This is a genomic window from Bacteroides sp. OM08-11 (assembly GCF_003438665.1).
GTDB classification, from domain to species: domain Bacteria; phylum Bacteroidota; class Bacteroidia; order Bacteroidales; family Bacteroidaceae; genus Bacteroides; species Bacteroides cutis.
In genome coordinates, this window is record NZ_QSTJ01000002.1 from 386,566 (window position 1) to 409,945 (window position 23,380).

Consider the following 23,380-nt stretch of genomic DNA (forward strand, 5'->3'; position numbering starts at 1 on the left):
CGTTTCTGTGTTTATTGAGCAGTAAATCCCATGACCTTGGTTGTATTCTCGTCTTTAAAGTAAAGGGTTAATGATTTAGAATCGCCTTCATATTTAAAAACCTTCAACAAGCCTGCCATGAATGCTTTGGCAAGTTTGTCAGTTTCAGCTCCGGTTACTTTTCCATTAAGAGTCAGTGAGCGTGTCTTCCCATCAACTTTCACGGAAGCGTCTTCAATGTTTGCCCTAATGCCATGCGCTTTTGCCGTACCGGTAATTTCTCCATTCACTTCGACTATGTCAAAACTTAAAGTGAAGTTTCCTTGTTGCTTGAGGGCTTCAAGGCTGTTTTCTTTTTCTTTGTCACTGCTCCACAAACCGTTGTAGAACTGTTCTTTACCATTTTCTGTTGTAAGCCGGGCTAGTTTCCAAGTTTTTCCATTGAAAATTTCAGCCACGTCGTCTTCATCGTTACAGGCACTGAACGTGAGGAGTACGGCAAGCATCAGCAGGCAACAGCCGATGGATTTCATGTGAATTATCTTTTTCATTTCTTTATTCCGTTTCTGATTAATAATGCGTCAATAGTCGGCTCTTGTCCGCGGAAGCGTTTGTAGAGCGTCATCGGATGCTCTGTACCTCCCTTGGAAAGAATATTTTTACGGAAAGACTCGGCCACTTCCTGATTGAAGATACCTTTTTGCTTGAATAGCGAGAAAGCGTCGGCATCCAACACTTCCGCCCATTTATAGCTATAATATCCGGCAGAATATCCTCCGGCAAATATATGTGAGAATTGGGTACTCATACAAGTCTCTTCCACTGTGGGAAGTATTTGCGCTTTATCCCATGCTTTCTTCTCGTATGCTCTCACGTCTCCTTCGAATGGAGTATTGCGAGTATACCATGCCATGTCGAGAAGGCTGAAACTGATTTGTCGTAGACAGGCGTATGCCACATTGAAGTTAGAAGAATCAACAATGCGTTGTACTAGTTCGTCTGGGATGAGTTCTCCTGTCAGATAGTGGCGGGCAAAGGTATGCAAGAATTCTTTCTCGATGGCAAAGTTTTCCATAAGTTGAGAAGGAAGTTCAACAAAATCCCAATATACATTGGTTCCGCTGAGACTGTGGTAAGTAGTATCCGCAAACATTTCGTGCAAGCTGTGCCCGAATTCGTGAAGAAAAGTCTCTACCTCGCCAAAAGTCAGCAAAGCCGGTTTGCTTTGTGTCGGCTTGGTGAAGTTCATAACGATGGAAACGTGGGGGCGGCTGTTCTTTCCCGTTTTTCCCTCTATCCATTGGCCTTTGTAACTTGTCATCCAAGCGCCCGACCGTTTACCGGCTCTGGGGTGGAAATCCGTATAGAGCACGGCAAGATATTTCCCGTCTTTGTCGAAAACCTCGTAAGCATCTACATCTTTGTGGTAGACAGGAATATCCGGGTTCTTTTTGAATGTGATGCCATACAGTTTGGTTGCCAAGCCAAACACGCCTTCCTTCACTTGGTTCAGTTCAAAGTAAGGGCGGAGCATTTCGTCATTGATGTTGAATTTTCGGTCTTTCAACTTATGGGAGTAGTATACCCAGTCCCAAGGCATCAGGATAAAATCTTCTCCTTGTTCCTGGCGCGCCAATATCTGTACCTCGGCATATTCTTTCCGAGCAGTCGGAGTATATGCATCCAGCAATTGGTTCAGCAGCTTGTAAACAGACTCGCTGTTTTTTGCCATACGTTCCACCAGATTATATTCGGCAAAATTATCGTAACCCAGTAACTGCGCAATCTCCAGGTGTATATTGGCTATCTTCTTCACGATTTCCAGATTATTGCAGGCATTGTCATGCGTACACTTCGTATTGTAAGCCATATACAACTCATGGCGCAAGTTCCGGTTGTCGGCATATGTCATGAAAGGTCCGTAGCTGGGGGCTTGCAAGGTAAACACCCATCCTTCGATACCCTTTTCCCGTGCCGTCTCGGCAGCGGCATCCATAGCGCTTTCAGGCAGACCGGATAATTGGGATTGTTCGGTTAAGACAAGTTCATAATCGTTCGTCTCTTTCAGATTGTTTTCGCTGAATTGTAGGGTCAGGAGGCTGAGTTCCTTACATAGCCCGCGATACTTCTCTTTGGCTTCTCCCTGTAAGTTCGCACCGTTTCTGACGAAACCATTGTAGGTGTCCTCCAGTAACTTGGCTTGTTCCGGATCGAGTTTTTCCTTATCTCTTTGCTCATAAACAGTCTTGATACGTTCAAATAATTTTTCGTTTAAACTGATGTTGTTTTCATGCTCGCTCATCAGCGGCATGATTTCTTTGGCAAGTTCTTGCAGCTCATCACTGGTCTCGGCGCTGAGCAGGTTACCGAAAACCGTATTGACGTGTTGGAGCAATTCTCCTGATTCTTCGTATGCCAATACGGTATTGGCAAAAGTCGGGGTGTCAGGGTTGCCGGTGATGGCATTTATTTCGGCATTTTGTAGACGAATACCTTCCCGGATGGCAGGCTCGTAATGTTCGGTCTTAATTCGATCGAAAGGAACAGTTTCGTGTGGGGCTGTATATTTTTCAAAGAAAGGATTTGAGGTATGTATCTTATTCATATTATTAACTTAAAAGTATTCTAATTGCAAAAGTGCAAAAAAAATAGGCGACTTCGATAGAAGTCGCCTATTTTTTATTATTTTCTAACTGTATATTAGCAGTTAACTGATGCCATGTGAGCAATCAAGTCAAGAACCTTGTTAGAATAACCGATTTCGTTATCATACCAAGATACAACCTTAACGAAAGTATCAGTCAAAGCGATACCAGCTTTAGCGTCGAAGATAGAAGTACGAGTGTCACCCAAGAAGTCTGAAGAAACAACCGCATCTTCAGTATAACCTAAGATACCCTTTAATTCACCTTCAGAAGCTTCCTTCATGGCAGCACAGATTTCTGCATAAGTAGCAGGCTTAGCCAAGTTAACTGTCAAGTCAACAACTGAAACGTCCAAAGTTGGAACACGCATAGACATACCGGTCAATTTACCGTTCAATGAAGGGATAACTTTACCTACAGCCTTAGCAGCACCAGTAGAAGACGGGATAATGTTGCCAGAAGCAGCACGACCACCTCTCCAGTCTTTCATAGAAGGACCATCAACTGTTTTCTGAGTAGCAGTTGTAGAGTGAACAGTAGTCATCAAACCGTCAGTAATACCGAACTTGTCGTTCAATACTTTAGCGATAGGAGCCAAGCAGTTAGTAGTACAAGAAGCGTTAGATACGAATTGAGTACCCTTAACGTAAGTCTTCTCGTTAACACCACAAACGAACATCGGAGTGTCATCCTTAGAAGGAGCTGACATTACAACGTATTTAGCACCGGCTTCGATGTGAGCCTGAGCTTTTTCTTTAGTCAGGAACAAACCTGTAGATTCAACTACATATTCTGCACCAACTTCATTCCACTTCAAGTCAGCAGGATTTTTTTCTGCAGTAATACGGATAGCGTTACCGTTTACAACCAACTTGCTGTTTTCAACATCAGCTTCGATTGTTCCGTCAAACTGACCGTGCATTGTATCATACTTCAACATGTAAGCCAAGTAATCTACCGGACAAAGGTCGTTAATACCAACGATTTGAATATCGTTTCTTTTCTGAGCAGCGCGGAATACGAAACGTCCGATACGTCCGAATCCATTAATACCTACTTTAATCATTTTTGTTTAAACTTTTAAAGGTTTTGTAATATTTGTTTAAAATATCTCTCTTTTCAAGAAGCATTTGTTTCCAAATGCGGTGCAAAAGTAAGAAAATGTTTTTATATTCGCACTCAAATTCATAATTAAATAATTGAAAAGATGGGAAAAAGTTCATTTTTACAGGATTTTAAGGCTTTTGCCATGAAAGGCAATGTGATAGACATGGCTGTCGGTGTGATTATAGGTGGCGCGTTTGGAAAAATTGTCTCCTCCATCGTGGCGGATGTCATTATGCCTCCAATCGGTTTGCTGGTGGGCGGTGTCAATTTTACTGACTTGAAGTGGGTGTTGAAGCCCGCTGAAGTGGTGGATGGAAAAGATATCGCAGCGGTGACGCTGAACTACGGGAATTTCTTGCAGGCTACCTTCGACTTCTTGATCATCGCTTTTTCTATCTTTTTGTTTATCCGGTTAATCTCCAAGCTGGCCGAGAAGAAGAAAGTGGAAGAGCCTGCCGCTCCCCCCGCACCGCCTGCCCCTACCAAGGAAGAAGTGCTGCTGACGGAAATCCGCGACCTGCTGAAAGACAGGAAGTGATGGCGGCTTTGCGCCCCTGTCCCCGCCGGTCTGCGCCCGGCAGTTCATTAATGAAATAGGAACCATAAGGGACCCGGACAATCTCCGTTGCGGACCGGATGGCGCAGGGTATAGGACTGAATTGTGATTAAAAGCCTTTTAATACCATGTTAAAAGGCTTTTAATGCGGCATTAGAAGGCTTTTAATGTGCCCTTTCCCTACAAGGCAGTCTGTCTGACATTTATATTGTATTAACTTCAACCAACGAATAAATTATGTTCTATAAGAAAAGTCGTGCCAAGATAGCCGGAAAATTCAAATGGTTTCCCCGTGCGTGTGTGTTAAAACATCCTGTGGATACGCAGGAATTGGCTGAGGCCATCAGCTGCCGGTGTACGGTTACTCCGGCTGATGTGCATGCCGTCATCCGTTCGCTGCCCGAGGTGATGGCGTTCTACATGGAGAGCGGGCGCAGTGTGCACATGGACGGCCTCGGGTCGTTCTTCTACAAGCTGAGTTGTGCCGGACAGGGAGTGGATACGCCCGAAGAGGTGAGCGCGGAGCAGGTGCAGGCGGTGCGGGTGCAGTTCATCCCCGAACGCAGCAGGCAACCGGACGGATACCGCCGTGTGCTGGGCGAGGACGTGGACTTGGTGGAATTTGGGAAATAAATCGCATATTTCACGGTTATTTTCCTACTTTTTTCTACTTTTGCAAATCGTTTATAAAATCCATAACAGATTGATATGCAAGAGAAGATTATTATTCTTGATTTTGGCTCACAGACAACACAGCTCATCGGCCGCCGCGTTCGTGAGCTGAATGTGTATTGCGAAATTGTGCCTTACAATAAATTCCCGCATGGGGATGAGAGCGTAAAAGGAGTTATCCTGTCGGGTAGCCCCTTTTCCGTATATGATGCGAGTGCATTCAAGGTGAACTTGGACGAGATCCGGGGACGGTACCCCATATTGGGCATCTGCTACGGTGCGCAATTCATCTCTTATAGTAACGGTGGACGGGTAGAACCTGCCGGAACCCGCGAATACGGGCGTGCGCATCTTAGTTCTTTCGACCGTGAGAATATCCTTTTCAAAGGTGTGAAAGAAAACACCCAAGTATGGATGAGTCATGGCGATACGATTACTGCTGTGCCTGATAACTTCAAAATTATTGCTTCTACGGATAAAGTGACGATTGCTGCTTATCAGGTGAAAGATGAAAAGATGTGGGGCGTACAGTTCCATCCGGAAGTATTCCACAGTGAGGACGGTACGCAAATGTTGCGTAATTTCGTGGTAGAGGTTTGCGGTTGTAGCCAGAGTTGGAGTGCTGCATCGTTTGTAGATACCACAGTGGCCGAGCTGAAAGCGCAAATAGGAAATGATCGTGTTATTCTTGGACTTAGCGGAGGGGTAGATTCTTCAGTCGCTGCTGTGTTGCTAAATCGTGCCATCGGTAATCAACTGACATGTATTTTTGTTGATCACGGTTTGCTTCGTAAGGATGAGTTCAAAAATGTGATGCACGATTATGAATGTTTGGGTTTGAATGTTATCGGAGTGGATGCCAGTGAAAAATTCTTCAAGGATTTGGAGGGTATTGCGGAACCTGAACAGAAACGTAAAATCATAGGTCGTGATTTCATAGAAGTATTCGATGCTGAAGCGCATAAGATAACCGATGCCCGTTGGTTAGCGCAGGGTACCATTTATCCTGACCGTATTGAGAGTCTGAACATTACTGGCAAGACCATCAAGAGTCATCATAACGTGGGCGGCTTGCCGGAAGAAATGAACTTGCAACTGTGCGAACCATTGCAATGGTTGTTCAAAGATGAAGTTCGTCGTGTGGGACGTGAATTGGGTATGCCGGAACATTTGATAACCCGTCATCCTTTCCCTGGACCAGGATTGGCTGTTCGTATCTTGGGTGAAATTACGCCGGAGAAAGTGCGTACTTTGCAAGACGCTGACGATATTTTTATTCAGGGTTTACGTAACTGGAAGGTGAAGGATACCAATGGCAATGAGACAACACTATACCACCAAGTATGGCAAGCAGGTGTTATCCTGTTACCTGTACAGAGTGTGGGTGTGATGGGGGATGAACGTACTTACGAACGTGCTGTAGCTTTGCGTGCCGTGACCTCCACTGATGCTATGACGGCAGATTGGGCGCACTTGCCCTACGAGTTTTTGGGTAAGGTATCCAATGATATTATAAATAAGGTGAAAGGTGTAAATCGTGTCACGTACGATATTTCATCGAAGCCGCCTAGTACAATAGAGTGGGAGTGATGCGGGATTGAATAATATAAACTGTTTTTTATCACTTACTTAACTTTAAAAAATATATAAGAATGAAACAGGACATGATTGTGATTTTAGACTTGGGAAGCAATGAAAATACAGTGCTTGCCAGAGCTATTCGTGCATTGGGGGTATATAGTGAAATTTATCCGCACGACATTACGGCGGCCGAGTTGAAAGCCTTACCCAATGTGAAAGGTATTATCATCAACGGTGGTCCTAATAATGTGATTGACGGGGTGTCTATTGACGTGCTCCCCGAAATTTATGAGGCAGGATTTCCGGTAATGGCTGCCGGACATGACAAGGCGCTGTGCGAGGTGAAGCTTCCCCGGTTTACGGATGATGTGGAAGCTATAAAGGGTGCCGTAAAATCTTTTGTGTTCGATACTTGCAAGGCTGAAACCAACTGGAACATGACGAACTTCGTCAATGACCAGATTGAGTTGATACGCCGCCAGGTGGGCGACAAGAAAGTGTTGCTTGCCCTGTCGGGGGGGGTGGACAGTTCGGTAGTGGCCGCTCTGCTGCTGAAAGCCATTGGATCCAACTTGGTATGTGTGCATGTAAACCATGGGCTGATGCGCAAGGGTGAGTCGGAAGATGTAATCGAAGTATTCAAGAACAAGCTGAATGCCAACCTTGTGTATGTGGATGCTACAGACCGTTTCCTGAATAAGCTGGCCGGTGTTGCCGATCCTGAGCAGAAACGCAAGATTATCGGCGGCGAGTTTATCCGTGTATTTGAGGAGGAAGCCCGTAAACTCGATGGTATCGATTTCTTGGGACAAGGTACTATCTATCCTGATATTGTAGAAAGTGGCACGAAAACTGCCAAGATGGTGAAATCACATCATAATGTAGGCGGTCTGCCCGAAGACTTGCAGTTTAAACTGGTGGAACCCCTTCGGCAATTGTTCAAGGATGAAGTGCGTGCATGTGGTATCGAACTTGGTTTACCTTATGAAATGGTTTATCGCCAGCCATTTCCTGGACCGGGTTTGGGTGTCCGTTGTTTAGGAGCCATTACGCGCGATCGTTTGGAAGCCGTTCGTGAATCGGATGCTATTTTGCGTGAGGAGTTCCATTTAGCTGGCTTGGATAAGAAAGTATGGCAATACTTTACGGTTGTTCCCGATTTCAAGTCGGTAGGTGTACGCGATAACGCCCGTTCTTTTGATTGGCCTGTTATTATCCGTGCTGTCAATACGGTGGATGCCATGACTGCTACTATTGAAACGGTGGACTGGTCTATTCTAATGAAAATTACTGATCGTATCCTTAAGGAGGTAAAGAATGTTAACCGTGTCTGTTATGATATGTCTCCGAAACCCAATGCTACGATTGAGTGGGAGTGAGAAGACAGGTATAATATATTAATATGATAAAGCCCGGAGCATTGCTTCGGGCTTTACTAATTTATGAAAACGGTTATAATAGTTTTTCCACTTCCGGTATTACAATCTCTCCCCGGTGCAATTCCAACAGCCCGTTTTCTTGCATGCTGTTCAGAATCTTCGATACGCTGGCGCGGGTTTCGTTGAGAATTTGTGCAAAGTCTTCCATTTTTATTTTCAGAATCTTTTCTCCGGTGAGTCGTTCCGTATGTTTTAGGATGAAGTAGGCTATACGTTCTTCTATACTGTTAGACGGTTTATTCCACAAACGGCTGTATAACGTTTGTGCACGGTTACTGATAATATTCATATAGTTCAGGCGAAATATTTCATACCTGAATAATTCTTCCATCACGAACGCCTTGTTGATGCTGACAGTATGTACTTCTGTATGTGCACGATAGTTGGATACATAACAAGTATTCATGCCAAACATAGATTGTGGTTCAATCAGATAAGGAGCTGACAAATACTCGGTAAAGCTGTAAGAATCATCATCCGACGATGTGGAAGAAACTACTTCTCCCTTCAGTATAAACATAAGTTGGTTACAAGGAGTTCCTTTTTTCTGAAGAACTTCTCCCGCCTTATGTTTTGTGAAGTGTAATTTTACCTTTCCCAAAATGCACGTAAAGTCCTCCTGGGCTAGTCCCTGGAAGAGCGGCAATTGAAGTAAGGTATCAAACATTGTTTCCATATCGTTTCATCTTCTGGTTTAGAGACAAATGTAGATATAATCAAGCTCTGCCGTAAACACTTAGTCTCTCTTTTTGTTTTTTTTATTATTTCTTAAAAGTGCTATTCATTCGTTATTAAGAAATATTGTAGAATGCATAAAAATAGATTATCTTTGCAAAAAAAAGGAGGGAAATATGTTTTCAGCATTTAATTGGCAACAGATGACCAGTGCATTTATCGTGCTGTTTGCTGTGATAGATATCATTGGTTCTATTCCTATTATAATCAATTTAAAGGAGAAGGGGAAAAATGTAAATGCACTCAAAGCAACATTAATTTCGTTTGCATTGCTGATAGGTTTCTTTTATGCAGGCGATATGATGCTGAAATTATTTCATGTGGATATAGAGTCGTTTGCGGTGGCAGGCGCGTTTGTTATCTTTTTGATGTCGTTGGAAATGATTCTTGATATTGAAATCTTTAAAAACCAGGGTCCCATTAAGGAAGCTACCTTGGTACCTTTAGTGTTCCCGCTATTGGCTGGAGCCGGCGCTTTCACCACTTTGTTATCGCTTCGTGCTGAATATGCGAGTGTTAATATCATCATTGCATTGGTTCTGAATATGATATGGGTATATTTTGTTGTCAGCATGACCGGACGTGTGGAACGCTTCTTGGGAAAAGGGGGTATCTATATCATTCGCAAGTTCTTCGGTATTATATTGCTGGCTATCTCTGTCAGACTATTTATGGCGAATATCTCGTTGTTGCTCGAAACACTGCAAAAGTAGAGGGTGAACTTTGTTTTTCTAACAAAAATAAATGTATTTTCGTTATATTGATGCGTAAAAATAAAATCTATTAATTTATTTTTTATATCTTCGTCTCGTAAATATCTAGTATATCACTGATGAGGCGAATCAAATATTCTTTTTCAACTATCTTGTTATTGTTTTCTGTCTGTGTATACGGACAATATTTTAAGAAATTGGGAATGGAAGATGGACTTTCCAATCCCTCTGTATTAGCTATTTATCAGGATATTTTAGGGAGAATATGGTTTGGGACGAATGAGGGTATCAATGTATATGATGGTAAGCAGATTTACAAATATATATCTTATGATGTTGTAGAGGGGCAGTCTCATAAAGAGAAACTTATCAATGGAGAGATTAATCAGATTGTAGGTGATGATGAGGGGAATATCTTTATACGCAATAATGGGACATTGATTAAATATGATATTCGAAAAGAAAGTCTTAGAGAGTTACGTTCTTCCAATATTGGTGCTTTAGCCGTAATTAAAGGAAAAGTATGGTGTGCTGTCCGTGATTCACTATTCAAGTATGATGCTGATACTGATTCTTTATGTTTCTTTCGTGAAATAAATACTTCCTATATTTGGTGTATCGAAGAGATGTCAGATAAACTTTGGATTGGAACTGCCAAAGGGCTTTATGCGCTGGAAGACGATACTGTTAAGTGTGTATTGCCCGACGTCGAAATATTTAAGTTATTCGTTAGTAGTCGTAATGAATTATGGATAGCTTCCCGTATGAAAGGGTTATATAAAATCGGCAGAGATGGAATATTGAAGAAGGAGTTGCATTCTCCTACGCGTGTTGTTAGTGAACAGATACGCGATTTCATTGAAGACGATCAGCAAAATATATGGTTTGGTACTTTTGAGGGGCTACAAGTTTATAATCCCTATTCTGATACTTATTCTGTTTATCGTCCAAGTGCTTATCCGGGTTCTTTGGAGCATCAATCTGTTTTTTCTCTTTATAAAGATAGGCAGGGTACCATTTGGATAGGGACTTATTACGGAGGTGTCAATTATTTTAATAAGTCGAAGGATATATTTCATTATTATCCATATAGTAAATTGAACAAAGATGGTTTGAGCTTTCCGATTGTCGGGCAAATGGTTGAAGATAAGGATCGTAATCTTTGGATATGTACGGATGGAGGAGGAGTGAACTGTTTGGATAGAAAGACCGGTACTTTTACATATTATATGGCATCCGGTATAAATTCCATTTTGCACAATAATACTAAGAGCATAACTTATGATGATAAGCGTGACCAAATATATATTGGTACTTATACGGGAGGTGTTAGCCGATATGACCGGAAAAGTAGAAAATTCTATAACTATCTTACAGATTATGAACGGACAAAAAACGGACCGAATAGAATAATATATCATGTCTTGTTTAAAGACAATTGGTTGTATGTATCTGCACGTAATGGTTTTTGGAGGTTAAATCCTGAAACAAATGAATTTCAACTGATCAATAAGAATAGACTCTATCTGACATTTGAAATAGATTCTCGTGGATATATTTGGTTGACTGCCGATTATAATCTGTATCGGATGAAGATTGGAGAATGGACACGGGTAGAGCGAATTAATATAGAAAAGATTGCGGAACGGAAAGCCAAGATAACCAGAATTATGGAAGCGACCGACGGAATGGTTTATGTTTCGACTTTAGGAAATGGTATCTTTACCTATAATTATGAAACAAAGGAGTGGAAACATCATACAGCGAAACAAGATAATCTGATAAGTGATTTTTGCTATAATATGGTAGAAACGCCCAAGAATAATATATTGATAACTAGCGATAGAGGTATTTCTCTTTATTCTCCTTTTAATAATTCCATATACTCGATTGAATTAGGACTTAAAGGAGGAATATCTGCCGTGACGGATGGTTGTGGTGTATGGACAGCTTCCGATGACTTGATTTATATTGGAGGAGTAGACGGTATGATTTCTTTCAGAGAGAAAGATCTGTATTTGGAAAGTGAAAGTCATACAGAATTCTATTTTTCCAATCTTCATATTAATAATGCTATAGTACGTCCTGGGGATAAATCGGGAGTACTGTCACAGGCATTACCTTTTACAAATTCCCTTGATCTGGCATATCATCAAAATAATCTTATGATTGATTTCTCTAGTTCCAATTATGTGGAACATGAAAGAAATGTCAGATTTCAGTATAAACTGGAAGGCTTTGATAAAGAGTGGATTTCTACAGATCAGTTACGAATTGGCTATACTAATTTGGCTCCGGGAAACTATGTGTTGAAAGTACGTGAATCAAAAAGTAAGATATTAGGAAAAGGATATAAAGAAATAGCTCTTGATATTAAGATACACCATCCATGGTTCGCTACGTTTTGGGCATTTTTGGTGTACTTGATAATCATGGCGATCATTATTTATGTCTTCTGGAAAATAAGGACTGGGCATCGGCTCTTGGCATTGTCATTGGCTAAAGAAAAAGATGAAAAAGAACGGATAGAAGAATTGAATAAGATGAAGCTTCGTTTCTTTACCAATATTTCACACGAATTCAGAACACCTTTGACGCTGATAATAGGGCAAATAGAAATGTTGTTGCAGTTGGATAAGTTATCTCCTACTCTGAATAAGCGCTTACATGGCATATACAAGAATGCAATGAATTTACGTTTTTTGATAACTGAGTTGTTGGATTTTAGAAAACAGGAGCAGGGTTTCCTGAAGTTGAAAGTTGAGTGTGTAGATATTATTCCATTCATGAAAGAAGTCTATCAGTCATTTATAGATCTTGCTCGAAAAAGGAATATCAGCTATACGTTCGAACATGCAGAAGAGAAAATAGACTTATGGTTTGATGCCATACAAATGCAGAAAGTATTGTTCAATTTATTGTCGAATGCCTTTAAGTATACACCCGAAGGAGGACACATTAAGATTTCTATTAAGCGGCAACAACGAACTGTTGAAATAGCAGTAGCAGATACTGGTTGCGGAATTCCCGAAGGATCTTTATCGAAAATATTTGAGCGTTTTTATCAGGTAAATGATGGTCCTGGGAAAAATATTTTGGGAAGTGGCATTGGTTTGGCCTTTACAAAAGGTATTGTAGATGCTCACAAAGGCGAAATAAAAGTAGAAAGTGTATTAGGAGAGGGAAGCTGCTTCAAGATACAACTGTTATTGGGAAATGGACATTTTACTGCCGAAGAACTTGAATATGAGCAGACTGTAGTACACTCATTGGATTGGGAAGAAGAAGGTATACTTATAGCGGAAGAAATATTGCCGGATAATACTGCCCTTGAAAATGATGATCCGCTGGAAGAAGAGAAGGAGGGACTACCTAGTATTTTGATTGTAGAAGATGATGAGGAGATGTTGGATATGTTGGTAGGAATATTTTCGCCCACCTATACGGTCCATAAAGCAATGAATGGGCAGATTGGATTTGATATGGCATGCCAACTACATCCTAATTTGATTGTGAGTGATGTTATGATGCCGGTAATGTCAGGTAGTGAATTGTGTAGTAAGATTAAAAATTCGTTGGAGTTATCTTATATTCCAGTTGTGTTACTTACGGCGCAATCTTCGGTAGATTATACGATAGAAGGATATATGTCAGGTGCTGATGATTATATCACAAAACCGTTTAATGTCAAGGTATTGTTGACACGTTGTAATAATTTGCTGAATAGCCGGAAAAAATTAATGGCTCGATTGAATATGGTTATAAAGGAAGAGCAGGATGTGAAGACTTTGGGTACCAGTATAGTCGATCAGAAACTATTGGATACTGCAACTGCTGTGATAAAACAGAACTTTGACAATCCGGATTTTGATATGAATATGTTGGCTTCCGAGTTGAATATGGGACGAAGTAAATTATTTCTTCGTTTTAAGGAAGTGGTAGGGCTTACTCCCAATGAGTTTACTTTAAAACTTAAATTGGAAGAAGCTTTGAGAATGTTGAAAGAAGAACCGCAATATAATGTTTCGGAAATATCTTATCGGTTAGGTTTTTCTTCTTCTCGTTATTTCAGTCGTTGCTTCAAAGATTTGTTCGGAGTTTCTCCTCAGAACTACCGAAAGAAAATTCATTAACGAATATCCCCCCTAATAAGTTCATTATTCTTCTATTTGTTGCTGTGCACTTATAGTCCGAAGTGCGGCATATATAGTCCGACGTACTATTTGTGTCTTAGACAATTGTGTGAAGCTAAGTTTTTCATGTTTAATAATTCTTTATTTGCGCATCTTTTTGAGAGGTTTGAAAAGTGTCGGATTTTGATATTAAATTACATAAATATGTATATAGAGAATGAAGAACATGAATTTTAAATTAAAATCTAACTTATGAGAAACAGAGTTTGGTTATTTGCTTTTGCTTTGTTAGTCTTGTATGCGGGTAAGACGTGGGGTAGTGATGTTCGCGTCCAATCGGTGAATACAACGCAACAGGCTAGAGAAAAAGTAGTGACGGGTACGGTCTCTGATGATATGGGACCGGTAGCGGGTGCTACAGTTATGGTAAAAGGTACCACACATGGTGTGATTACAGACATGGATGGTAAGTTTACGTTGAAGCTTCCGGTAGGGAAGACTCTTGTTGTTTCTTTTGTAGGATATCAGGATAAAGAAATCGTCTACAAAGGAGAAAGTGAACTGAAGATTTTTATATCAGAAGATGTGACACAACTGGAAGAAGTGCAGGTCATAGCTTATGGTACTACTAAAAAGGTAACGGTAACAGGTGCTTTGGCTTCGGTGAAGTCGGACGAAATCATGAAATCTCCGGTAGGTAGTATTGCCAATGCTTTAAGTGGTAAAGTCCCGGGACTATCCAGTGTACAGACTAGTGGTCAACCGGGTGCCGATGATGCTACTTTGTATGTACGTGGAGTTGGTTCTTTAACTACCGGATTATCCAGTCCGTTATGTTTAGTTGATGGTGTGGAACGTTCGTTCACTCAGTTGGATCCTAATGAAATAGAAGATATCACTGTTTTGAAAGATGCTTCGGCTACTGCTGTGTTCGGTGTACGTGGTGCCAATGGTGTTATTCTGGTTACTACTAAACGCGGACAACAAGGTAAAGCGAAAATATCGTTTTCTACCAGTATGGCAATTCAGATGCCTACCAATATTCCGGAGTTTGCCAACAGTTACGATTATGCTACCACCTATAATGCTGCACAATTACGCGATGGAGTGGCAGAAGATAAGCTGATGTTCTCTGATGAAATTCTGGAAGCTTTCCGTACACATAGTAATCCTTTGATTTATGCGGATACAGACTGGACCGATCTTATGATAAGGAACACGGCGTTACAGACTCAGCATAACTTATCCATTTCCGGAGGTTCGGAACGGGTTCGTTATTTTGCATCGTTGGGTGTATTTACACAAGATGGCCTTTTCACTACGTTTGATAATGGCAATGACAAAGGTTTCAAATACAACCGTTACAACTATCGTATCAATATGGATATAGACGTGACGAAGACTACTGCCATGAAAATCAACTTGGGAGGACGTCTGTCAGACCAACGTCAACCTAACTATAATAACGGTACATATACAGACATTTCATATTTGTTTGACAATATTTACAGTGCCGTTCCTTTCTCAGGTGCCGGTATTGTAGACGGAAAATGGATAGTAGGTGATAAGGCTACTTTCGGCTCATTCGGTACATTGAATGACGGTTTAGGTGCCTATTATGGAAAAGGATATAACACAACGACCGGAAATACAATCAATTTCGACTTTTCATTGGAGCAAAAACTGAATTTTATTACAAAAGGTCTGGTTGCTCATGTTAAGGGCGCTTATAATAGTGGTGTTACCTATAATAAACGTCGTGAGGGTCGTATTGAGAATTACCAGGCTGTGAAAGGCGAGAATGGTGAAGCCATTTTGAAGAAATCTCAGGAATCACAGACACTGGGATTTAGCCAGTCAACAGGACAAAGCCGTAACTGGTATCTGGAAGCAGCCTTGAATTATCAACGTAATTTCGGTGAACATCATGTGTCTGCTCTTGCCATGTATAATCAGACCATGAAATATTATTTTAGTAATAATTATCCTGGTATTCCTCGTGCTTATGTTGGTTTTGTGGGTCGTCTTACTTATGACTGGAAGACACGCTACTTGCTCGATCTGAGCTTAGGTTATAATGGTTCCGAGAACTTTGCGGAAGGAAAGCGCTTTGGTACGTTCCCTGCCGGATCTATTGGCTGGATACTTTCTGAAGAAAAATTCATGCAAGCTTTAAAACCGGCGGTAAATTATCTGAAGATTCGTGCTTCTTTCGGTATTGTAGGTAATGATATTGTATCCAATAGTTCACGTTTTCTGTACTTGCCGGATAATTATACGCTCAGTACAGGATCTGTAAACTTTGGATCCATCACTAACAATAAATTGCCCGGTTCCAAAGAATCTTTGGTCGGTAATCCAGATGTTACATGGGAAACTGCTGCTAAGCAGAATTATGGAGTTGATTTACATTTCTTCGACAGTCGTTTGAAGACTTCTTTTGATTACTTTATAGAACATCGTAAGGATATCTTGATTTCCCGTCAGGTAAATCCCGGTTATCTTGCTATTTCTTTACCGATTGTCAACATGGGTAAGGTAGATAACAAAGGTTTTGAAGTAACAGCCCGTTGGGAAGATAGAATTCGTAACTTTAGTTATTATATCGGAACAAACTGGTCGTATGCCAAGAATAAAGTAATTTTTAAAGATGAAATTCCTCAACCTTATGAGTGGATGTGCGAAACCGGACGTCCTGTAGGGCAGCAGTTCGGTTATGTAACCGATGGTTTCTTCTCAGAAACGGATGCGGAGAACTATGAAAACGTGAAAGGTACGGAAGGTGGAATTCCCGATCATGGTGCCGGTTTCTCACCCAAACCCGGTGACGTGAAGTATAAAGATTTGAATGGCGATCACAAAATTGATATTAATGACAAGTCAGCCATTGGTTATCCTACCTATCCGCTTTTGAATGGTAACTTACAAGCAGGTTTTTCTTGGAAAGGTTTTGATTTCAGTATGACTTGGGCTGGCGCATTTAAAACTTCTCGTTTGGTGAGTAGCATTTATCGTACTCCTTTCGGACAGACTGGTACCAACTCACTGATGCAATATATGATCGACGATGCTTGGACACCGGAAAAGGGTAACAGTGCAAAAGCTCCTGCCATCTCTTTGACAGGTAGTAAAACAAATAACTATCAAGATTCTGATTTGTGGTTGCGCGATGCCTCTTATGTTCGTCTGAAGAATATCGAACTCGGTTATTCTTTCCCGAAACAGTTGTTGCAGAAGATACATATCAATTCTCTGCGTCTTTCAGTATCCGGATACAACCTGTTGACATTTAGCGATCTGGATTTTTGTGATCCGGAATCCAATGCAAACGGACGGGCATATCCGTTGATTAAGATCGTGAATTTCGGTTTGAAAGTTGGATTTTAATAAACTGTATTTATGAAAAAGATAAAGAAACATTTTCATGTCATTATATTGATGTTGGGGTTGGTTACAACCATCTCCTGTGAGGACTTGGCGTTTGGAGATAAATTCCTGCAGAAACCGCCCAGTACAGACGTTACTATCGATACTGTTTTCTCTACCGCTGAATATGCCCGCCGTGTATTGTGGTATAGTTATCAGTATCTGCCATACGGACTTGATACGAAGAACTATTGGACCGGTATGTGGTTGGGAAATTTGGAAGGACTGACAGATTTGAATTGCGATAATGTGGGATATTCCGGCGTACAAAAGATTTATTATAACGGCAATTACGATGCCGGAAAAGAAAATCGGCCACGCGCTACTTATATGGCAACTAAGATGTGGTTTAACGATGCAGATACTCATATATGGTCTTCTATTCGTAACGCTTGGTTGGTAGTAGCCAATATAGATCGTGTGCCAGACATGGATCAGGAGGAAAAAGAGCGCTTGAAAGCAGAGGCGAAAATGGTTGTGGCTGTTCAATATGCCAATATGCTACGCCACTATGGCGCATTGCCCATTATTGACCATGTGCTTGCGGCATCGGACGAAATGCCGGCACGTGCTACTCTGCAAGAAACGGTGGATTTCATTATTCGTTTGTTGGATGAAGCGATTAACTGTCCCCAATTCCCGTGGAGAGTTTCGGATGCGGATATGGCTCAGTGGGATGGACGCCTCTGCAAGGCAGGAGCCTATGGCTTAAAAGCGAGAGTACTGCTATTTGTCGCAAGTCCGCTATTTAATAGTGACCAACCTTATGCTGCAGGTGAAGCTTCCGAAAAATTGATGACTTGGTTTGGCGGTTATGACCACGAACGTTGGAAAAAGGCTATTGATGCCTGTGAAGCCTTTTTCACCGCATTGAATGCTAACGGCTATTTCCGGATGGTACAGAAAAGTGATGTTGCCGAGAATGAGTACCGTTATGCTTTCCGTAAGGCTTATTTTGATCGCGGTACTACTGAAACTTTGATATCTGTACACAGGAACATTTATAGCGCAAGTTTGAGTTCGGGAGATTTAATGTTATGGAACGCTATCCGTTGGGGTGGTTACAATCCGACCAAAGAATATTTCGACATGTTTCCTATGGCTGATGGTAGTGATTTTGACTGGAATAATCCCGAACATACTAAAAATCCCTTTGTCAACCGTGATCCCCGTCTGAACGAAACTTTCCTGATGGATGGTGATATTTTTCAAGGAAGAACAGCGGGCTTGACAGCTCCCAAGACAGATGATAAGGAAAATTATCCTGCAGGAAGAGATTGGGAAATAGGTGCCATGAACAAATTGAGCCTGAAGACCGGAATAGCTTGCCGGAAATGGGGACTGGATCGTGGTGCGGAACTGAAGGGACATGTCATTCAGTGGCCTTTCTTGCGCATAGCCGAACTTTATCTGACTTATGCGGAAGCATTGAATGAGTATCATCGAGGTCCTAATTCTACGGCATATAGCTATGTCAATCAGGTGCGCGCCCGTGTTGGTTTGGGAGGACTGAAGGAAGGAATGAACCAGGAACAGTTCCGTGCTGCCGTGCTTCGTGAACGTGCTTGTGAATTTGGTTATGAAGAAGTACGTTTCTTCGACTTAATTCGCTGGAAGATGGAAGAGAAGTTCACTACACCATTACATGGCCTGAATGTCTATAAAAACAAAAACGACGGTTCTTATATCTGTGAACCTTTCTCTCTTGCAAATTCAGACAGAAAGCGTGCTTGGTGGAATGCCGGTGGTTTCTCTCCAATCTGGTATCTAAGCGCTTTCCCTTCAGACGAGGTTAACAAACAATACGGATTGGTACAAAATCCGGGTTGGGAATAATATTTCTGAAAATTAGAAATGAAGATTATTATGAGTAAAAGATTAAATATACTATTAGCCGGTGTGTTGTGTTCATGTGGTATGATGGCACAACAAGATACTTTGACGGTTCATAAAAAACGGGAGGCAATAGAATTGGGACGTACTATTACCTATGACGCACAGGAAGTGACAGGTGCAATTTCTGTAGCTACTAATGACGCCCTTTCACATAAAAACAGTATCAAGCCTTCTAACCAATTGTTTGGTACAATTCCGGGCTTGCAGGTTTTACAAAACGCCGGTACAGTGTGGGAAAACGGAGCCACTATGTATATACGTGGACTTGGTACTACAAGTTCCAAAACTCCGCTCATCCTGGTCGATGGTTTTGAACGGTCTATTGACGAACTGAGTTCAGAAGAAATTGAATCTGTAAGTGTGTTGAAAGATGCTGTAGCCACTGCTTTGTATGGCATTCGCGGTGCCAATGGAGTGGTACTTGTGAAAACCAAACGCGGAACAATGGGGGCACCCCGTATTAATTTCTCTTATGAGTTCAATATGGCTACTCCTAAATACTTACCGGATTTTGTAGATGGTTATACGTATGCCAATGCCTTGAATGAGGCTATGAAAAATGACGGACTTGATCCTCGTTATTCTTCGGCCGAACTCGATGCTTTCAAAAACCAGACATATCCGAGTGTTTACCCGAATGTAGACTGGATGGATGAATCATTGAGAAATATGAGTTATGGAGATAATGTGAACTTCTCTGCACAAGGGGGTGGTAAGTTTGTACGTTATTATACAATGTTGAACTTTTTGGATAATCGCGGTATTCTGAAACCTACGGAAGAAACCGATGGTTATTCTACTCAATTTAAGTATTCACGTTTGAATATCCGTACAAATCTGGATATTACGGTGACTCCTACCACTACCGTACAGTTGAACTTGTTGGGTAATTTCTCTGAGCATAATCGTCCCGGAGAGTCGACAGGGAATATTTTCTCCGCATTGTATCAGGTTCCGTCAGGCGCTTTCCCTGTCAAGACAGATAGAGGCATTTATGGGGGTACAACAACTTATAGCAACAACCCGGTCGGTTTGATTGCGGGCAGAGGGTATGCCCGTTCACAAACTCGTGCCATGTATGCCGATATGCATTTGAAACAAGATTTGTCTGCCATTCTTCCCGGATGGTCGGCCGGTTTCAAAGTTGGTATCGACAATACGGCTTCCTATTGGGATAACAATACGAAGAACTTCGGTTATGAAGCAGCCACTATTGATTTGACAACTGGTGAAAAAGGGTATACAACACTTCGAAATGAAGGAACACTTTCTTTTTCAAAGAGTGTAGGTTCTGTAACGACCCACTTCAATTTGGAGGCATATACTAATTATATGAAGCAATGGAACAAGCATAACCTGAATGCTACTTTACTTTATTCAATGGATAAGAAAAACTCGAAAGACCAGAATACAGGACGTGCTTTTATGGACATAGTGGGTAGCGTACACTATGCTTACGACAACCGCTATTTGTTGGACTTCACAATGTCCGGTTCGGCTTCCAGTATCCTTGATCCGGATAAACGTTGGGGAATTTTCCCGGCAGTAGGTGCCGGATGGGTTCTTTCTGAAGAAGACTTCATGAAGAATGACTGGTTGAACCTGTTGAAAGTAAGAGCGTCTTATGGTATTTCCGGACGTGCGGACTATGGTGTTAATCTTTTCCAGGATATTTATGGCAGTGGTAACTCATACTATTTCTGGACTACCAACCCAAGTTCTTCAAGTGGTATGAAATTTACTCAATTAGGTATTGATAATATGACTTATGAAAAATCTCATAAACTGAATGTTGGTATAGATTTCAGAGCGTGGAATAAACTTTCTTTGACTTTGGATGCTTTCTACGATCATCGCACGGATATTCTGGTAGCCGGCAGTGGTGCCATTTCTCAGACATTCGGTATGTCTGTTCCCAGTATCAACGATGGTGTTGTAGATAATAAAGGAGTAGAAGTAGCTTTGAACTGGGATGATAAATTAGGTGATTTCTCTTATCATCTGGGCGGACAATTTACTTTTGCGCGCAATGAAATTATCAATCAGAATGAGGAATATCGTCCTTATGATTATCTGAAACGTACAGGACGTCCTATCGGGCAGATTTATGGATATGAAGTTGTAGGAATTTATCAGTCGCAAGAAGAAATTGATAATCGCGAAGTGAAACAATATTTGGGTAGTGTACGTCCGGGTGACTTGATGTTCAAAGATCAGAATGGAGATAACCGGGTTGACTCATACGACCAGGTGCCGTTGGGATATAATTCTACTTGTCCTGAGATTTATTATTCATTCGATTTAGGAGCTGAATATAAAGGTTTCGGTGTTTATGCGTTGTTCCAGGGAGTGGGTAATTATAGCCAAATATTGAACACACCGAGTCTTTACCGTCCTATCGTAAGTAATAATACAATTTCTACCTATTATTGGGAAAATCGCTGGAGCGAAACAAACCCGACCGGAACATTACCGCGTCTGACTTATTCCGGTTCAGATAATAACTACAGTACGAATTCGATGTGGGTGGCCGATGCTTCTTATCTGAAATTGAGAACACTGGAGGTGTATTATAATTTCCCGTCCAGATTGCTCAAGAAAACTGGCTTCTTAGGGGGTGCTAAGCTTTTTGCCCGTGCACACGATTTGTTCAGCATTGATAATCTTGATCTTCGTGATCCGGAATCTATCGGTGCAGAACATCCTACGATGACTCAGTATACTTTCGGATTTAATTTATCTTTCTAAAACTTTGAATCGTATGAAATTAAAGAAAATTTTTACAATACTACTCTTTGCAGGTTTATTGACGTCCTGTGACTTTATGGACTGCAATGAATCGGATTATTACTCTTTGGAAGAGATCCGAGGAAGCTATAATCGTGTTAAGCAATTTGTAACGAATACCTACGGCTATCTGCCTTCAAACTTTTGTAATATTGACGGTGCTATGCTGGATGCAGCTACGGATGATGCCGTACATATTTATGAAACATCTGATATCCAACGTTTCGTGAATGGCACATGGTCGGCCAACTATACGGTAGATGATAAGTTCAGTACTTATTACAATGGTATCCATGATGCAAATTTTTATCTGGAGAACCTGACAGGTTTGAAGTTTGAGACTTGGGAAAATAGTGATGACTACGAAGACTGGATGGTGAACTATCCAAACTTTGAAAATGAAATCCGCTTTTTGCGTGCTTACTTCTACTTTGAATTGGTAAGACGGTATCAGAATGTGCCTTTAATAACCAAAGTGATGACTATGGATGAGGCCAATGCTGCCGAGCCTGCTACAGCCGGACAAATTCTTGATTTTATAATCTCCGAATGTGCCGCGATAGCCGGTAAACTTCCGGTTAGTTATGCTAATATGCCGGGAGCGGAAAAGGGACACGCAACAAGAGCTACAGCTTTGGCATTGAAAGCGCGTGCAGCCCTCTATGCGGCAAGTCCGCTTTATAACACAAGCAACGATAATAGCAAATGGGTAGCTGCTGCAGAAGCTGCCTATGAAATAATCGGACAGAAATCAGAGTTGGGAGTTGACTTGGACGCATCATTCTCCAATCTGTTTGGGGCGACCAATTACAACAGTAAAGAGGTCATTTTGGTACGTGCCACCGGAACAAGTTCGTCTTTTGAAAGTGCCAACTTCCCGAAAGGGGTGACTGGTGGAAATACCACTACTTGTCCGACGGAGAACCTGGCAAGTGCTTTTGAAATGAATAATGGTACCGCTTTCGATTGGAACAATGCTGCCATGCGTGCGAACCCTTATAAAGACAGAGATCCGCGTTTTTATCTGACAATTGTTCACAACGGAATGGCATGGCCGTCGACCAAGGCCGTAGAAATATGGGAAGGGGGCGCTAACGGACTTCCTTTGACCAATGCCACTACTACCGGTTATTATTTGCGCAAGTATGTAGATAAGAGTATTACTTTTGATGCCGGTTCAGCTTCGGCAAGTACTAATCATAACTGGATTTTGTTCCGTTATGCTGAAGTATTGCTGAACTATGCGGAGGCTATGGTCAATGCTTATGGAGATATTAACCGTACAACTGCCAATTGCGCCATGAGTGCATTGGAGGCTGTCAATGCAGTGCGTGGTAGAACAGGTGTAAAGATGCCGCCTTTGCCGGGCAACTTGTCTGCAACCGATTTCTTGAAACGTGTGAAGAATGAACGCCGTGTGGAACTGGCTTTCGAGGGACATCGTTTCTGGGATTTGCGCCGCTGGAAAGAGTTGGATGAATCGAAGGACATCTATGCTGTAAAGATCACGAAGAATGGTGACGAGATATCTTATAAGAAAGCGACATTAGAATCTCGTACCATAGAAGACAAGTTATACTTCTATCCGATTGCTAATACAGAGTTGTTCAAGAATGGTAATCTGAAGCAAAATCCGGGTTGGAATTGATATATGTAGAATAGAAAATGACCACACCGGTAAACTGTTCTCCCGGTGTGGTTTTTTTATAAC

14 protein-coding genes are annotated in these 23,380 nt (G+C 41.5%); 10 read left to right on the forward strand and 4 right to left on the reverse strand.

Going from position 1 to position 23,380, the window contains the following annotated elements; all coding sequences use genetic code 11:
* Positions 1-11: 11 nt before the first annotated feature.
* The 3 genes from DXC10_RS05370 to gap form a co-directional block, all read right to left on the reverse strand.
* Positions 12-530 (reverse strand): DUF4847 family protein, encoded by a 519-nt coding sequence (locus DXC10_RS05370; RefSeq protein WP_101544757.1) that lies wholly within the window; start codon positions 528-530, stop codon positions 12-14.
* Positions 527-2,584, reverse strand: a complete 2,058-nt coding sequence (locus DXC10_RS05375) for a M3 family metallopeptidase (RefSeq protein WP_117737466.1) — start codon at positions 2,582-2,584, stop codon at positions 527-529. The genes DXC10_RS05370 and DXC10_RS05375 overlap by 4 nt, the downstream gene beginning before the upstream one ends.
* Before the next feature lie 95 nt (positions 2,585-2,679).
* On the reverse strand, positions 2,680-3,690 hold the full coding sequence (gene gap / locus DXC10_RS05380; protein ID WP_101544762.1) for a type I glyceraldehyde-3-phosphate dehydrogenase: 1,011 nt from the start codon (positions 3,688-3,690) through the stop codon (positions 2,680-2,682).
* A 141-nt stretch (positions 3,691-3,831) separates the two neighbouring features.
* Here gap and mscL point away from each other — a divergent pair, with 141 nt between their 5' ends.
* The 4 genes from mscL (at position 3,832) to guaA (DXC10_RS05400) (ending at position 7,919) form a co-directional block, all read left to right on the forward strand.
* Positions 3,832-4,269, forward strand: a complete 438-nt coding sequence (gene mscL, locus DXC10_RS05385) for a large-conductance mechanosensitive channel protein MscL (RefSeq protein WP_101544764.1) — start codon at positions 3,832-3,834, stop codon at positions 4,267-4,269.
* 255 nt (positions 4,270-4,524) lie between these two features.
* Positions 4,525-4,920 carry an HU family DNA-binding protein gene (locus DXC10_RS05390; RefSeq protein WP_101544766.1) on the forward strand — a complete coding sequence of 132 codons (396 nt, stop codon included), beginning with the start codon at positions 4,525-4,527 and terminating at the stop codon, positions 4,918-4,920.
* 75 nt (positions 4,921-4,995) lie between these two features.
* On the forward strand, positions 4,996-6,549 hold the full coding sequence (gene guaA, locus DXC10_RS05395) for a glutamine-hydrolyzing GMP synthase (RefSeq protein WP_101544768.1): 1,554 nt from the start codon (positions 4,996-4,998) through the stop codon (positions 6,547-6,549).
* Positions 6,550-6,611: 62 nt separating this feature from the next.
* On the forward strand, positions 6,612-7,919 hold the full coding sequence (guaA, locus tag DXC10_RS05400) for a glutamine-hydrolyzing GMP synthase (RefSeq protein WP_117737467.1): 1,308 nt from the start codon (positions 6,612-6,614) through the stop codon (positions 7,917-7,919).
* Positions 7,920-7,992: 73 nt separating this feature from the next.
* Here the strand turns inward: guaA (DXC10_RS05400) and DXC10_RS05405 are convergent, their stop codons facing one another.
* Positions 7,993-8,655: a Crp/Fnr family transcriptional regulator gene (locus tag DXC10_RS05405; RefSeq protein ID WP_101544773.1), complete on the reverse strand. Its 663-nt coding sequence runs from the start codon at positions 8,653-8,655 to the stop codon at positions 7,993-7,995.
* Positions 8,656-8,830: 175 nt separating this feature from the next.
* Here DXC10_RS05405 and DXC10_RS05410 point away from each other — a divergent pair, with 175 nt between their 5' ends.
* The 6 genes from DXC10_RS05410 (at position 8,831) to DXC10_RS05435 (ending at position 23,317) form a co-directional block, all read left to right on the forward strand.
* Positions 8,831-9,427 carry a MarC family protein gene (locus DXC10_RS05410; protein ID WP_101544776.1) on the forward strand — a complete coding sequence of 199 codons (597 nt, stop codon included), beginning with the start codon at positions 8,831-8,833 and terminating at the stop codon, positions 9,425-9,427.
* Positions 9,428-9,630: 203 nt separating this feature from the next.
* Positions 9,631-13,560 (forward strand): hybrid sensor histidine kinase/response regulator transcription factor, encoded by a 3,930-nt coding sequence (locus tag DXC10_RS05415; RefSeq protein ID WP_233519878.1) that lies wholly within the window; start codon positions 9,631-9,633, stop codon positions 13,558-13,560.
* Positions 13,561-13,812: 252 nt separating this feature from the next.
* On the forward strand, positions 13,813-16,947 hold the full coding sequence (locus DXC10_RS05420) for a TonB-dependent receptor (protein ID WP_117737469.1): 3,135 nt from the start codon (positions 13,813-13,815) through the stop codon (positions 16,945-16,947).
* 12 nt (positions 16,948-16,959) lie between these two features.
* Positions 16,960-18,822, forward strand: coding sequence for a RagB/SusD family nutrient uptake outer membrane protein (locus DXC10_RS05425; protein WP_117737470.1), 1,863 nt, complete (start codon positions 16,960-16,962; stop codon positions 18,820-18,822).
* Positions 18,823-18,852: 30 nt separating this feature from the next.
* Positions 18,853-21,630, forward strand: a complete 2,778-nt coding sequence (locus DXC10_RS05430; RefSeq protein ID WP_187120666.1) for a TonB-dependent receptor — start codon at positions 18,853-18,855, stop codon at positions 21,628-21,630.
* A 13-nt stretch (positions 21,631-21,643) separates the two neighbouring features.
* Complete coding sequence (locus DXC10_RS05435) at positions 21,644-23,317, forward strand: RagB/SusD family nutrient uptake outer membrane protein (protein WP_101543013.1); 1,674 nt, start codon at positions 21,644-21,646, stop codon at positions 23,315-23,317.
* The last annotated feature ends 63 nt before the right edge of the window (positions 23,318-23,380 follow it).